This window comes from Enterobacter sp. Cy-643 (assembly GCF_011752815.1).
Classification (GTDB): domain Bacteria; phylum Pseudomonadota; class Gammaproteobacteria; order Enterobacterales; family Enterobacteriaceae; genus Cedecea.
In genome coordinates this window covers 163,348-176,262 of record NZ_VWWV01000005.1, presented here as the reverse complement: position 1 = coordinate 176,262, position 12,915 = coordinate 163,348, and the positions used below count along the sequence as shown (strand labels likewise).

The 12,915-nt window shown below is 54.6% G+C and carries 13 protein-coding genes and 5 tRNA genes; 5 read left to right on the top strand and 13 right to left on the bottom strand.

Annotated features, from left to right (window positions below):
* Nucleotide 1 precedes the first annotated feature (1 nt).
* The 13 genes from F3J29_RS18755 to F3J29_RS18695 all read right to left on the bottom strand — a co-directional run bounded on the left by F3J29_RS18755 (nucleotide 2) and on the right by F3J29_RS18695 (nucleotide 9,332).
* Nucleotides 2–78 (bottom strand) — tRNA-Arg (locus F3J29_RS18755).
* A 198-nt stretch (nucleotides 79–276) separates the two neighbouring features.
* Nucleotides 277–353: transfer RNA gene (locus F3J29_RS18750), tRNA-Arg, on the bottom strand.
* Between the two features lie 198 nt (nucleotides 354–551).
* Nucleotides 552–628: transfer RNA gene (locus tag F3J29_RS18745), tRNA-Arg, on the bottom strand.
* 198 nt (nucleotides 629–826) lie between these two features.
* Nucleotides 827–903: transfer RNA gene (locus tag F3J29_RS18740), tRNA-Arg, on the bottom strand.
* A 4-nt stretch (nucleotides 904–907) separates the two neighbouring features.
* Nucleotides 908–1,000: transfer RNA gene (locus F3J29_RS18735), tRNA-Ser, on the bottom strand.
* A gap of 302 nt (nucleotides 1,001–1,302) precedes the next feature.
* Nucleotides 1,303–1,488, bottom strand: coding sequence for a carbon storage regulator CsrA (csrA, locus tag F3J29_RS18730; RefSeq protein ID WP_008458257.1), 186 nt, complete (start codon nucleotides 1,486–1,488; stop codon nucleotides 1,303–1,305).
* A gap of 244 nt (nucleotides 1,489–1,732) precedes the next feature.
* The gene (alaS, locus tag F3J29_RS18725) at nucleotides 1,733–4,360 is read right to left on the bottom strand and encodes an alanine--tRNA ligase (RefSeq protein WP_166868361.1); all 2,628 of its coding nucleotides are present in this window, start codon (nucleotides 4,358–4,360) and stop codon (nucleotides 1,733–1,735) included.
* Between the two features lie 139 nt (nucleotides 4,361–4,499).
* Entirely contained in the window at nucleotides 4,500–5,015 is a 516-nt protein-coding gene (locus tag F3J29_RS18720) for a regulatory protein RecX (RefSeq protein WP_166868359.1), read from the bottom strand.
* Nucleotides 5,016–5,089: 74 nt separating this feature from the next.
* Entirely contained in the window at nucleotides 5,090–6,154 is a 1,065-nt protein-coding gene (gene recA, locus F3J29_RS18715) for a recombinase RecA (RefSeq protein ID WP_008458263.1), read from the bottom strand.
* Nucleotides 6,155–6,239: 85 nt separating this feature from the next.
* Nucleotides 6,240–6,749, bottom strand: a complete 510-nt coding sequence (gene pncC, locus F3J29_RS18710) for a nicotinamide-nucleotide amidase (RefSeq protein WP_166868356.1) — start codon at nucleotides 6,747–6,749, stop codon at nucleotides 6,240–6,242.
* 131 nt (nucleotides 6,750–6,880) lie between these two features.
* The gene (locus F3J29_RS18705) at nucleotides 6,881–7,759 is read right to left on the bottom strand and encodes a metal ABC transporter substrate-binding protein (RefSeq protein WP_166868354.1); all 879 of its coding nucleotides are present in this window, start codon (nucleotides 7,757–7,759) and stop codon (nucleotides 6,881–6,883) included.
* Nucleotides 7,756–8,640, bottom strand: coding sequence for a metal ABC transporter permease (locus F3J29_RS18700; RefSeq protein ID WP_008458268.1), 885 nt, complete (start codon nucleotides 8,638–8,640; stop codon nucleotides 7,756–7,758). The genes F3J29_RS18705 and F3J29_RS18700 overlap by 4 nt, the downstream gene beginning before the upstream one ends.
* Nucleotides 8,637–9,332: a metal ABC transporter ATP-binding protein gene (locus F3J29_RS18695; protein ID WP_166868352.1), complete on the bottom strand. Its 696-nt coding sequence runs from the start codon at nucleotides 9,330–9,332 to the stop codon at nucleotides 8,637–8,639. The genes F3J29_RS18700 and F3J29_RS18695 overlap by 4 nt, the downstream gene beginning before the upstream one ends.
* A gap of 401 nt (nucleotides 9,333–9,733) precedes the next feature.
* On the opposite strand from F3J29_RS18695, the gene srlA reads away from it, so the two are divergent.
* The 5 genes from srlA to gutM are packed head-to-tail and all read left to right on the top strand — an operon-like array spanning nucleotide 9,734 to nucleotide 12,860.
* Complete coding sequence (gene srlA, locus F3J29_RS18690) at nucleotides 9,734–10,282, top strand: PTS glucitol/sorbitol transporter subunit IIC (protein WP_166868351.1); 549 nt, start codon at nucleotides 9,734–9,736, stop codon at nucleotides 10,280–10,282.
* Nucleotides 10,283–10,291: 9 nt separating this feature from the next.
* On the top strand, nucleotides 10,292–11,260 hold the full coding sequence (srlE, locus tag F3J29_RS18685) for a PTS glucitol/sorbitol transporter subunit IIB (protein WP_166868349.1): 969 nt from the start codon (nucleotides 10,292–10,294) through the stop codon (nucleotides 11,258–11,260).
* Between the two features lie 11 nt (nucleotides 11,261–11,271).
* Complete coding sequence (gene srlB, locus F3J29_RS18680) at nucleotides 11,272–11,634, top strand: PTS glucitol/sorbitol transporter subunit IIA (protein ID WP_166868347.1); 363 nt, start codon at nucleotides 11,272–11,274, stop codon at nucleotides 11,632–11,634.
* A 29-nt stretch (nucleotides 11,635–11,663) separates the two neighbouring features.
* Complete coding sequence (gene srlD / locus F3J29_RS18675) at nucleotides 11,664–12,443, top strand: sorbitol-6-phosphate dehydrogenase (protein WP_166868346.1); 780 nt, start codon at nucleotides 11,664–11,666, stop codon at nucleotides 12,441–12,443.
* 57 nt (nucleotides 12,444–12,500) lie between these two features.
* Nucleotides 12,501–12,860 carry a transcriptional regulator GutM gene (gutM, locus tag F3J29_RS18670; RefSeq protein ID WP_166868344.1) on the top strand — a complete coding sequence of 120 codons (360 nt, stop codon included), beginning with the start codon at nucleotides 12,501–12,503 and terminating at the stop codon, nucleotides 12,858–12,860.
* Nucleotides 12,861–12,915 lie beyond the last annotated feature (55 nt).

Here is a 12,915-nt window from a genome sequence, read left to right as displayed (position 1 = left end):
ATGGTGCATCCGGGAGGATTCGAACCTCCGACCGCTCGGTTCGTAGCCGAGTACTCTATCCAGCTGAGCTACGGATGCATCGGGATTACTGCTTTTACTGCTGACTCAATGTCGCTCATCATGCCGCAACACTGATGAAGATGGTGCATCAAGGAGGATGACTCACCGAAGGCTCGCCCTGAAGGGCCGTTGCTGAAGCAACGTTATGCTCCCTGGTGCTGGCGGAGAAATTAACTTTCTCTGTCACACCGTCATCGCTGAGGATGAGGGAAAATATGGTGCATCCGGGAGGATTCGAACCTCCGACCGCTCGGTTCGTAGCCGAGTACTCTATCCAGCTGAGCTACGGATGCATCGGGATTACTGCTTTTACTGCTGACTCAATGTCGCTCATCATGCCGCAACACTGATGAAGATGGTGCATCCGGGAGGATGACTCACCGAAGGCTCGCCCTAAAGGGCCGTTGCTGAAGCAACGTTATCCTCCCTGGTGCTGGCGGAGAAAGTAGCTTTCTCTGTCACACCATCATCGCTAATGATGAGGGAAAATATGGTGCATCCGGGAGGATTCGAACCTCCGACCGCTCGGTTCGTAGCCGAGTACTCTATCCAGCTGAGCTACGGATGCATCGGGATTACTACTTTTACTGCTGACTCAATGTCGCTCATCATGCCGCAACATTGATGAAGATGGTGCATCCGGGAGGATGACTCACCGAAGGCTCGCCCTAAAGGGCCGTTGCTGAAGCAACGTTATCCTCCCTGGTGCTGGCGGAGAAAGTAGCTTTCTCTGTCACACCATCATCGCTAATGATGAGGGAAAATATGGTGCATCCGGGAGGATTCGAACCTCCGACCGCTCGGTTCGTAGCCGAGTACTCTATCCAGCTGAGCTACGGATGCAAAATGGCGGTGAGGCGGGGATTCGAACCCCGGATGCAGCTTTTGACCGCATACTCCCTTAGCAGGGGAGCGCCTTCAGCCTCTCGGCCACCTCACCACACGCCTCTTTCGAGTGCTTCAAGTTACTCGTAAGAGCTTCTCGTCGCTGCGTGGCGCACATATTACTTTCTGGGACTTATAAGTCAAACAATTTTTCCCTACTCGCTATCGATTGCACAAATCACGCTCGATTAGCGTAATTTGGAGACAAAAAGAGTGTTTTATCAACAGGCAAACGGCAATAAACGTGCAGAAACAGCCCGCTGATTCAGGAAGCAAAAAGGGCGTTAGCAGGAGAGATAAAAGGAACTGCGGGAAGAAAACATGCGCCTCGCTGTAGAGCAGCGAGACGCAATATTTTTAGAAATTCGTTTGCTGGGATTTTTCAGCCTGAATACGTTGGTAGATTTCTTCGCGGTGTACAGAGACTTCCTTCGGGGCGTTAACACCGATACGGACCTGGTTGCCTTTTACCCCAAGCACAGTCACGGTCACCTCATCCCCAATCATAAGGGTCTCACCAACTCGACGAGTCAGAATTAACATTCTTTGCTCCTTGAAAGATTAAAAGAGTCGGGTCTCTGTATCCCGGCATTATCCATCATATAACGTGAAATCGTAACGAATGACAAATAGATAACATGCACTCTGTCATAGCATTACACTCTGTTATATCTAAGTTTAGCCGATATACACAACTTCAACCTGACTTTATCATTATTGATAGTGTGTAAATGGTAGTACGCCATAACGGAGAACAGTTATGGCGCAATTACACTTTTAGTTATTTTCAGAGTTTTGCCGTAACCCAGGCCTCAACGCCGGCCAGTGCGCCCGGCAGTGCCGCCGCATCTGTACCACCGGCCTGAGCCATATCAGGACGACCGCCCCCTTTGCCGCCAACCTGCTGTGCAACCATCCCCACCAGTTCCCCCGCTTTCACACGGTCGGTCACATCTTTGGAGACACCAGCAATCAGAGACACTTTCCCTTCTGCCACGGTGGCCAGAACAATCACGGCGGAGCCGAGCTGATTTTTCAGGTCATCGACCATGGTGCGCAACATCTTAGGCTCGACGTTACTCAGCTCGCTTACCAGTAATTTAACGCCTTTTACTTCAACCGCTTTGCTGGAGAGATTTGCGCTCTCCTGCGAAGCCTGCTGTTCTTTCAACTGCTGTAGCTCTTTTTCCAACTGGCGGGTACGTTCCAGCACCGAACGGACTTTCTCGTTCAGGTTCTGGCTGTCGCCTTTCAGCAGTTGAGCAATGTCGTGCAGCTGGTCGCTTTGCGCATGGAGATTGGCCAGTGCGCCTTCGCCGGTCACAGCTTCAATACGACGCACGCCAGCCGCCGTACCAGATTCCGCAACAATGCGGAACAGACCGATGTCACCCGTACGGGAAGCGTGAGTACCGCCACACAATTCGGTAGAGAAGTCCCCCATGCTCAGCACACGCACATGGTCGTCATACTTCTCGCCAAACAGCGCCATTGCGCCCTTCGCTTTCGCCGCTTCGAGATCCATTACGTTGGTTTCGACAGGCAGGTTACGACGAATTTGCGCGTTCACAATATCTTCTACGGCGCGGATTTCAGCCGGCTTCATCGCTTCAAAATGAGAGAAGTCGAAGCGCAGGCCTTTGTCGTTTACCAGAGAGCCCTTCTGTGCAACGTGGGTACCCAGTACCTGACGCAGCGCAGCATGCAGAAGGTGCGTTGCGGAGTGGTTCAGACGAATACGAGCGCGACGATCTTCATCAACTTTCGCTTCCACGCTGTCACCCACTTTCAGCACGCCGGAAACCAGCTTGCCCAGGTGGCCGATGGCCTGGCCGTATTTCTGAGTATCGCCAACCGCGAAATCAACGCCGTTACCTTTGACGGTACCTTTATCGCCAACCTGGCCGCCGGACTCACCATAGAATGGCGTCTCGTTCAGCACCACAACGGCATCCTGACCGGCAATGACCTGGTCAACGGATTTACCGTCAACAAACAGCGCGGTCACTTTCGCGTTCAGATCGAGGCTGTCGTAGCCTTTAAATTCAGAAGCAGAATCCACGCGGATCATACTGTTGTAGTCTGCGCCAAAACCGCTGGACTCGCGCGCGCGACGGCGCTGCTCTTCCATTGCAGCTTCGAAGCCCGCTTCGTCAACTTTGATGTTACGCTCGCGGCAAACATCTGCCGTCAGGTCCACAGGGAAACCGTAGGTGTCATACAGGCGGAAAGCAGTTTCGCCATCCAGCGTATCGCCTTTCAGCTTCGCCAGTTCGTCATCCAGCAGCGCGAGCCCTCGCTCCAGCGTACGGGCAAACTGCTCTTCTTCGGTTTTCAGAACTTGCTCAACCAGCGCCTGCTGTTTGGCCAGCTCTTCGCCCGCAGATCCCATGACGTCGACTAATGGACCAACCAGCTTATAGAAGAAGGTGTCTTTCGCACCCAGCATGTTGCCGTGACGAATAGCGCGGCGAATGATACGGCGCAGCACGTAACCGCGGTTTTCGTTAGAAGGCGTTACGCCGTCCGCGATCAGGAACGCACATGAACGAATGTGGTCCGCAATAACGCGCAGGGATTTGTTCGACAGATCGGCCGCACCGGTCACTTCCGCAACGGACTGAATCAGTTTTTTGAACAGATCGATATCGTAGTTGGAGTTCACGTGCTGCAGTACCGCCGCAATACGTTCCAGACCCATGCCGGTATCGACAGAAGGCTTTGGCAGCGGCAGCATGGTGCCGTCAATCTGACGGTTGAACTGCATGAACACGATGTTCCAGATCTCAATGTAGCGATCGCCATCTTCTTCCGGACTTCCCGGAGGGCCGCCCCAGATGTGATCGCCGTGATCGTAGAAAATCTCGGTGCACGGACCGCAAGGACCAGTGTCACCCATCTGCCAGAAGTTATCGGATGCGAAGGCTGCGCCTTTGTTATCGCCAATGCGAATAATGCGCTCACGCGGCACACCCACTTCTTTTTCCCAGATCTCATAGGCTTCGTCATCGGTTTCGTAGACGGTTACCCACAGGCGTTCTTTCGGCAGCGCAAACCAGTTTTCACCAGTCAGCAGTTCCCAGGCAAAGTTAATCGCATCGTGTTTGAAATAGTCGCCAAAGCTGAAGTTACCCAGCATCTCGAAGAAGGTATGGTGACGCGCGGTGTAACCGACGTTTTCCAGATCGTTGTGCTTGCCGCCTGCGCGGACGCAACGCTGAGACGTTGTGGCGCGGGAATAGTTACGCTTGTCGAGACCCAGGAAGACATCCTTGAACTGGTTCATCCCGGCATTGGTAAACAGCAAAGTCGGATCGTTGTTCGGAACCAGGGAGCTGCTCGCTACAACCTGGTGGCCTTTACTATGGAAAAAATCGAGAAACGCCTGACGGATCTCAGCGGTGCTCTTGCTCATAATTATCCTGGAATCAAGCTAACGAAGAGTTGTAAACCTGCCATGACAGCCGTAACGCGGACGGCTCAGGCCAGCTTACCTGGAAAAAAGTGGGAATAAGATAAGTTTTCTGGCGTGGGAAGTAAAATCCAGTGTGGCCCTAATCGGCAAAATTTCGCCAGATCTCCTGAATGTCTTCCATAAAGAAGCCACGATAGAGAAGAAAACGCTGCACTTTCGCCTTCATTTGCCACTCTGTAGGCAGCGGCGAACCAAACTTGCGTTCGGCCAGTTCGCGCGCCAGCGGCAGCCAGTCAATCTCACAGGTCATCATTGCCGACTCCCCAATGGCCCGTTCGATGCCCTTTTGCTTCAGTTCTTGCCGAATACGCTGCGGTCCATGCCCCTTCCGACTGCGGCTGGCAATAAAACGTGACGCAAACTGCACGTCGTCCAGCCAGCGGTGTTCGTAACACCAGGCAATAACCTTATCAATATCTTCCTGAGTGACCTCAGGTTCGTCCTCTTTAGCAAATTTTGCCGCAAAGGCAGAAGGCGTTGCCAGCTTACGGCGCAGCTCGTGTTCGCTGTGGTCACGCATGGCCAGAATACGGGTCGCCTTATCCAGAAGGCGGGCAAAAGGGCTGCGGCGGGAAGAAGCGGTGTTGTCGGACATAGGGTCGGGTGGCAAAGATCGATATCAGGAGAGAGAAAGCACAAAGGGCCGCGTTAGCAGCCCTTTGTCTTGTTTTAGAAGTCTTCGTTGGTTTCGACCGCGTCTTCATCGTGGTCATCTACCGTGAAGTCCGGCGTGCTGTCCTGGTTATTCAACAGCATTTCGCGCAGTTTCTTCTCAATTTCTTCCGCCATCGGCTTGTTCTCTTTCAGGAAGTTGCTGGCGTTTGCCTTGCCCTGACCGATTTTTTCACCGTTGTAGCTGTACCATGCACCCGCTTTTTCAATCAGCTTGTGCTTCACGCCCAGGTCAACCAGCTCACCGTAGAAGTTGATGCCTTCGCCGTAGAGGATTTGGAATTCAGCCTGTTTAAACGGCGCGGCAATTTTGTTTTTCACGACCTTCACGCGGGTTTCGCTACCGACGACGTTTTCGCCATCTTTCACGGCACCGATACGGCGAATGTCGAGACGGACAGATGCGTAGAATTTCAGCGCGTTACCGCCGGTCGTGGTTTCCGGGTTACCGAACATCACGCCAATTTTCATACGGATCTGGTTGATGAAGATCAGCAGCGTGTTGGACTGCTTCAGGTTACCCGCCAGCTTACGCATTGCCTGGCTCATCATACGGGCCGCAAGACCCATGTGAGAGTCGCCGATTTCACCTTCGATTTCCGCCTTCGGCGTCAGCGCCGCAACGGAGTCAACGATGATGACGTCAACCGCACCTGAACGCGCCAGCGCGTCACAAATTTCCAGCGCCTGCTCACCGGTATCCGGCTGGGAACACAGCAGGTTGTCGATATCAACACCCAGCTTTTTGGCGTAGACCGGATCCAGCGCGTGCTCGGCATCAATAAACGCACAGGTTTTACCGCTGCGCTGCGCGGCCGCAATAACCTGCAGGGTCAACGTCGTTTTACCGGAAGATTCAGGCCCGTAGATTTCTACGATACGGCCCATTGGCAGGCCGCCTGCACCCAGCGCGATATCCAGAGAAAGTGAACCGGTAGAGATCGTTTCCACGTCCATGGAGCGGTCTTCACCCAAGCGCATGATGGAGCCTTTACCAAATTGTTTTTCAATCTGGCCCAGTGCTGCCGCTAACGCCTTCTGTTTGTTTTCGTCGATAGCCATTTCTACTCCTGTCATGCTGAGTGATGCGATAATTCGCACCCCCGCGTTCTCAATACTGTTTCGTTGAGGCAATTATACTGTACAGTCATACAGTATCAAGTTTATTTTTTAGAAAATCGTCCCACAGGCTCTGCAGGGCGAATTCCGTGGCCTGGCGGCGAACGGCATCGCGGTCGCCGTCAAAGCGCTGCACTTTTGCCAGCGTTCTGCCGTGCTTATCCGCAAACCCAAACCACACTGTACCGACCGGTTTTTCTGGCGTGCCGCCATCTGGACCGGCGATACCGCTGACAGAAACCGCATAATCCGCTTTCGCGGCGGCAAGCGCTCCCTGAGCCATCTCAAGCACCACGCCTTTACTGACGGCGCCATAGGCTTCCAGCGTGGTTTCGTTCACGCCGATCAGCTGATGTTTGGCTTCATTGCTGTAGGTCACAAAGCCCCGCTCAAACCAGGCTGAGCTGCCGGCAACGTCAGTAATCACTTTCGCGATCCAGCCGCCGGTACAAGATTCTGCAGTAGTCACTGTGGCCCCAAGCTGCCCAAGGCCATTCCCTACCCGCTGGCTTAGCTCAAACAATGCGCTGTCTGTCATGCTGGCTCCGATTGTAGACATATCATTAGCCAACACGATAGCACTTTACGGGCGTTGCAGGGGATTACATCGGGATACTCGGGAAGGATTCCAGAAATGGAACGGCCAGCGAAAGCTGGCCGGGAGAAAAGCTACTTCATGCTGTTGGCGATGGTGTTCACGTTGTGCTTGAACGCCTTTTCGTAGGTACTTGCCGGGCCGCCTGGGCCTGAAAGCGCCTCAGGATAAAGCTCACCGCCGGGCTTCGCGCCGGTCGCGCTGGCAATTTGCTTCACCAGACGTGGGTCGGTCTGATTTTCAATGAAGTAGGTGGAGATATGTTCATCTTTCAACTGTTTAATCAGAGAAGCAACGTCGCTGGCGCTGGCCTGTGCTTCAGTGGAAAAGCCCACTGGCGCCAGGAACGTGACGCCGTAAGCCTCGCCAAAGTAGCCAAATGCATCATGGCTGGTCAGTACCTTGCGGTTAGCCTGCGGCACATCCGCAAAGCGTTTTTTCGCCCAGCCGTCTAGCTGCTTCAGGCGGGCAGCGTAGTTATCGCCGCTTTTACGGATAGCCGCTGCATCCTGTGGATCGGCAGCAACCAGCGCCGCAGCGATATTTTCGGCGTAGATGGCCCCGTTTGCCGCGCTGTTCCAGGCATGTGGGTCAGTGATTGATTTACCGTCTTCTTCCATACTGCGGGTGTTAATCCCCTGGGAAGCAACAATAACTTTGCCCTTGTAGCCGGATGCCGTCACCAGGCGATCCATCCACCCTTCCATACCGAGCCCGCTCACAATCACCACATCCGCATTACGCAGCGCAACGCTATCTTTTGGTGAAGGTTCAAAGCTGTGCGGGTCGCCATCCGGCCCCACCAGGCTGGTGACTTTGACGTGCTCGCCGCCAACCTGCTTAGCCATGTCGGCCAGCACGGTAAAACTTGCCACTACATTCAGCGTTTTCGCTGCAGCCATCTGGCTGGAGAGCGCCAGAGCCAGCGCAATACCAATCCCTAAACGTTTCATTTAACCCCCTTTATGATTGCCAATTTCCTACGCAGCAGGCTCCCTGCAAGCACGCTGCGCGGTCCGAAAAGTATTGAGATAAAGAATGCGACGCTCGCGGTAAGCACAATGGCCGGCCCGGCGGGTAACGAGGCGTAGAAAGACCACACCAGCCCTAACCAGGCACAAATCAGGCCACACACCACGGCAAGAGCGATCGAGCCCGGCAATGTCTTAGCCCAGCAGCGCGCGGCAATGGCGGGCAGCATCATGAGGCCAACGGACATTAATGTGCCAAGGATCTGGAAGCCAGCCACCAGGTTAAGCACCAGCAGCGCCAAAAACGTGCCGTGTATCAGCGACGGCAGCAGCCGGTTATTCACCTGTAAAAAGCTGCGGTCAAACGACTCCAGCACCAGGCCGCGATAAAGCAGCGCCAGCGCAATCAGCGTCACGCTAGCAATGAGACCCACAAACTTAATAGCCTCACCATCCACGGCGAGAATTGAGCCAAACAGCAGGTGCAGCAGGTCAACGCTTGAACCGCGCAATGATATCAACGTCACGCCGAGTGCCAGCGACCCAAGGTAGAATCCGGCAAAGCTGGCATCTTCTTTTAACGGCGTCCGGGCGCTAACCCAGCCGGAAAGTAAAGCCACCAGCACACCGGCCACAAACCCACCAATGCCCATCGCCACCAGAGACATACCGGCAACCAGATAGCCCACGGCAACGCCGGGTAAAATGGCGTGAGAAAGCGCGTCACCCACCAGACTCATACGACGAAGCAGAAGAAAAATGCCGAGCGGAACGGTACTCAGGGAAAGCGACAGGCAGGCCACCAGCGCGCGGCGCATAAAGCCGTAAGCCACAAACGGCTCAATAAAAAGGTGATAAATCATGCAGTTTGTACCAGGCGTGGGCGAAAGGAAGCATATTGCGCTAAGGCGTCGTCGGCGTTACCCCACTGGTAACCCTCCGGAGTGAGCAGCAGGACTTCAGGAAAGTGCCTGCGTACCAGCTCGTTGTTATGCAGCACGCTGATAAGCGTCTTGCCATCCCGGTGCATCTGGCACATCAGTTCCATTAAAAATTCACTGGTCTGCGCATCCACACCGGTGAACGGCTCATCGAGCAGGACCAGCGGTGCGTCCTGAACCAGCAGGCGAGCAAACAGCATGCGTTGAAACTGTCCCCCTGAGAGCACATCAATTGGCCGCAGGTAATGCTCACTTAATCCCACGCGTTCAATCGCTTCCAGCACGCGTTCACGGTGCTGGCGACGAAGCCCGGAAAACAGCCCGCGTCCCGGCCAGCTCCCCATACAAACGACGTCATAAACCGTGGCGGGAAATTGCCGATCCATCTCTCCTAACTGCGGCAGCCAGGCTATGCGCGGGCGCATATTGTCCTGAAACTTTACGCTGCCGGAAATTGGGGGCAGTAGCCCGGCCAGGGTTTTTAACAGCGTCGATTTACCGCAGCCGTTAGCCCCAATCACCGCCGTCATGCTGCCGCGCCGAAACTGGCCGCTGAGGGCAGACACAACCACGTTGCCGTAATAGCCCAGCTCGAGATTCTGCAGTTCGATCATGGCAGGATAACCGCCCAATGAATGGCGCCCCACAGGCCGAGGATCAGCAGCGCGACAAGGGCCGCGCGAAGTAGCCCGGAAAGGCTAAACAGTGAAGAAGGAGCTGCAACAGACATACTGGCACCAATATTGTTTCGTTATAACATAACATAATCTACCCAATAGTCCTTGTAAATTCCTGTTTTACACCTCGGCATAAACGAACCCTCAATCAAGCACACTTTCCCTTTCCGTTAATCAGAACGTCATTTTTCCATCTCTTTTACCATTCAACTATCTTTCAAATTGACAGATTTACATTTCACAATGAGATCTAAATAACATATTTAAGCCTTTCAAAATGATTAATATGAGCCACCACCGGGAACAACGGTGAGCAGATAACCCTACAGGAGACAGAAATGATCAACATGATTACCCACGGGGCAGAGTGGTTTATTGGCCTGTTTCAGAAAGGCGGAGAGGTCTTTACCGGTATGGTGACCGGCATTCTCCCCCTGCTGATCAGCCTGCTGGTGATAATGAACGCGCTGATTAACTTTATCGGCCAGCACCGCATTGAACGCATGGCGCAGCGCTGCGCCGGCAACCCCGTTTCGCGTTACCTCTTACTGCCCTGCATCGGCACCTTCGTGTTTTGCAATCCGATGACGCTCAGCCTTGGCCGGTTTATGCCGGAGAAGTACAAGCCGAGCTATTACGCCGCGGCGTCGTATAGCTGCCATTCCATGAACGGCCTGTTCCCCCACATCAATCCTGGCGAACTGTTTGTTTATTTGGGCATTGCCAGCGGATTAACGACGCTGGGTCTGCCGCTGGCTCCCCTCGCGGTGAGTTATTTGCTGGTTGGGCTGGTCACCAACTTCTTCCGCGGCTGGATAACCGATCTCACCACCTCGATTTTCGAGAAAAAAATGGGCATTGAGCTGGAACGCCAGGTTCGTCTCTAAGGAAAAATCATGACTCAAAGCATTCGTATTGAAAAAGGCCAGGGTGGATGGGGCGGGCCGCTGATCGTCCCGGTCGATCCGAGCAAAAAGATCGTTTACATCACGGCGGGTACGCGCCCCGCAATCGTCGATAAGCTGAGTGAAATGACCGGCTGCCAGGCAGTAGACGGCTTTAAAGACGGCGAGCCGCCGGAGGCAGAAATTGCGCTGGCAATCATAGACTGCGGGGGCACGCTACGCTGCGGGCTCTACCCCAAACGCCGCATCCCGACGATCAATATCCACGCCACCGGCAAGTCTGGTCCTCTGGCGCAGTACATCGTTGAAGATATTTACGTTTCAGGCGTCCGGGAAGAAAACATTCGCTGGGCCGATGGCGAACCGCAGGCCGAACGTAAGCATGCGCCAGCGCGGGACTACGACACCAGCAAAAAAATCACCGAACAAAGCGACGGCCTGCTGGCTAAAGTTGGTATGGGAATGGGTTCAGCCGTCGCCGTGCTGTTTCAGGCGGGACGCGACACTATCGACACGGTTCTGAAAACAATTCTGCCTTTTATGGCTTTCGTGTCGGCGCTGATTGGCATCATCATGGCGTCCGGCTTAGGCGACTGGATTGCCCACGGCCTGGCCCCGCTGGCCAACAACCCTCTCGGCCTGATTACGCTCGCTCTCATTTGTTCCTTCCCCCTGCTGTCACCTTTCCTCGGCCCAGGGGCGGTGATTGCGCAGGTCATCGGCGTGCTGATTGGGGTGCAGATCGGCCTCGGACATATCCCTCCTCACCTGGCGCTGCCCGCGCTGTTCGCCATTAACGCCCAGGCCGCCTGCGATTTTATTCCTGTTGGCTTGTCTCTGGCGGAAGCGCGCCAGGAAACGGTGCGCGTCGGCGTGCCTTCTGTGCTGGTCGGGCGTTTTCTAACGGGCGCCCCCACCGTGCTAATCGCCTGGCTGGTGTCCGGCTTCATCTACCAATAAAGGAAAGCCCCATGCAAACCATTTACCAGACCACCATCGTCCAGATTGGAGAGTGCGCGCGAGAGGCGCTGGCAGACAACATGCTCATTACGTTTCGGGAAGGTGCCCCGGCGGATATTCAGGATTACTGCTTTATCCACTGCCACGGTGAGCTAACCGGACAGCTAAAGCCGGGCATCCGCTTTGAACTCAACGGCCAGCATTACGCCGTCACCGCAGTAGGCGACGTGGCCCAGCAAAACTTGCAGGAACTCGGGCACATCACCCTGCGCTTCGACGGTGAAGCCCGGGCGGAATACCCAGGCACCGTACACGTCGCTGGCCCGCTGCCTCAGGGCATTGAACCCGGCTGCACGTTGAAGTTTGTTGCATAAACCTTGTCATTAAATCAAAGGAGAAAAACATGAATCAGGTTGCCGTTGTCATCGGTGGAGGGCAAACGCTCGGGGCGTTTCTCTGCCATGGGCTGGCCCAGGAAGGCTACAAAGTTGCCGTGGTGGATATTCAAAGTGAGAAAGCGGCCCGCGTCGCGCAGGAAATTAACGCCCAGTACGGGCCAGGCTCTGCCTGGGGATTTGGCTCGGACGCCACCAGCGAGCAAAGCGTTACCGCGCTGGCTCACGGCGTGGACGAGATTTTCGGCCAGGTCGATCTGCTGGTTTACAGTGCGGGTATCGCCAAAGCGGCGTTTATTGGTGATTTTGCTCTGGGGGATTTTGACCGCTCGCTGCAGGTAAACCTGGTGGGCTATTTCCTGTGCGCAAGGGAGTTCTCCCGCCTGATGATCCGCGACGGAATTAAAGGCCGCATCATCCAGATTAACTCTAAGTCCGGCAAGGTCGGCAGCAAGCACAACTCCGGCTACAGCGCGGCGAAATTTGGCGGCGTGGGGCTGACGCAGTCTCTCGCCCTCGATCTGGCGGAATACGGCATCACGGTGCATGCGCTCATGTTGGGCAACCTGCTCAAATCCCCGATGTTCCAGTCTCTGCTGCCGCAGTACGCGGAAAAACTCGGTATTCCTGCCGACGAGGTTGAGCAATATTACATCGACAAAGTTCCGTTAAAACGCGGCTGCGACTATCAGGACGTGCTTAACACGCTGCTGTTTTACGCCAGCGATAAAGCCTCTTACTGTACCGGACAGTCAATAAATGTCACCGGCGGGCAGGTCATGTTTTAACGATCAGGTTACCGGTTGCCTCTGGCCCTCAGCCAGAGGCTGCCTAAAGGAGGATCCATGATGAATGCACTGATCGCCCTGGCGGCGATCGCCTGGCTCAGCCAGCTACTGCTCGGCGGCTGGCAAATTCGCCTGTTTAATCGGGCTTTTGACCGACTATGCCAGCAGGGTGCCGTTGGTGTAGGCCGTTCTTCCGGGCGTTTTCGGCCCAGAGTGGTCATTGCCCTCGCCTTTGATGAGAAGCAAAACGTCCGCGACAGCCTGATAATGAAAGGCCTGACTGTTTTTGCTCTCCCACAGCCAGTAATGCAGTTACACGGCATGAATCGGCAGGAATTGCAGCCCGATGTGATCTTTCCCCATGATCGTGATTGTCAGAATGCTCTATCATTAGCGCTTAAACTGAAACAGGGTTAATTTCGTTTCGAATGCTTATTGCTTGCGAAATTACCGAATCGAAATTTATTGCAAG

Excerpts from the sequence above, each read along its gene's own strand:
- csrA (WP_008458257.1), bottom strand. The coding sequence starts at position 1,488 with ATGTTAATTCTGACTCGTCGAGTTGGTGAGACCCTTATGATTGGGGAT.
- alaS (WP_166868361.1), bottom strand. The coding sequence starts at position 4,360 with ATGAGCAAGAGCACCGCTGAGATCCGTCAGGCGTTTCTCGATTTTTTC.
- F3J29_RS18720 (WP_166868359.1), bottom strand. The coding sequence starts at position 5,015 with ATGTCCGACAACACCGCTTCTTCCCGCCGCAGCCCTTTTGCCCGCCTT.
- recA (WP_008458263.1), bottom strand. The coding sequence starts at position 6,154 with ATGGCTATCGACGAAAACAAACAGAAGGCGTTAGCGGCAGCACTGGGC.
- pncC (WP_166868356.1), bottom strand. The coding sequence starts at position 6,749 with ATGACAGACAGCGCATTGTTTGAGCTAAGCCAGCGGGTAGGGAATGGC.
- F3J29_RS18705 (WP_166868354.1), bottom strand. The coding sequence starts at position 7,759 with ATGAAACGTTTAGGGATTGGTATTGCGCTGGCTCTGGCGCTCTCCAGC.
- F3J29_RS18700 (WP_008458268.1), bottom strand. The coding sequence starts at position 8,640 with ATGATTTATCACCTTTTTATTGAGCCGTTTGTGGCTTACGGCTTTATG.
- F3J29_RS18695 (WP_166868352.1), bottom strand. The coding sequence starts at position 9,332 with ATGATCGAACTGCAGAATCTCGAGCTGGGCTATTACGGCAACGTGGTT.
- srlA (WP_166868351.1), top strand. The coding sequence starts at position 9,734 with ATGATCAACATGATTACCCACGGGGCAGAGTGGTTTATTGGCCTGTTT.
- srlE (WP_166868349.1), top strand. The coding sequence starts at position 10,292 with ATGACTCAAAGCATTCGTATTGAAAAAGGCCAGGGTGGATGGGGCGGG.
- srlB (WP_166868347.1), top strand. The coding sequence starts at position 11,272 with ATGCAAACCATTTACCAGACCACCATCGTCCAGATTGGAGAGTGCGCG.
- srlD (WP_166868346.1), top strand. The coding sequence starts at position 11,664 with ATGAATCAGGTTGCCGTTGTCATCGGTGGAGGGCAAACGCTCGGGGCG.
- gutM (WP_166868344.1), top strand. The coding sequence starts at position 12,501 with ATGATGAATGCACTGATCGCCCTGGCGGCGATCGCCTGGCTCAGCCAG.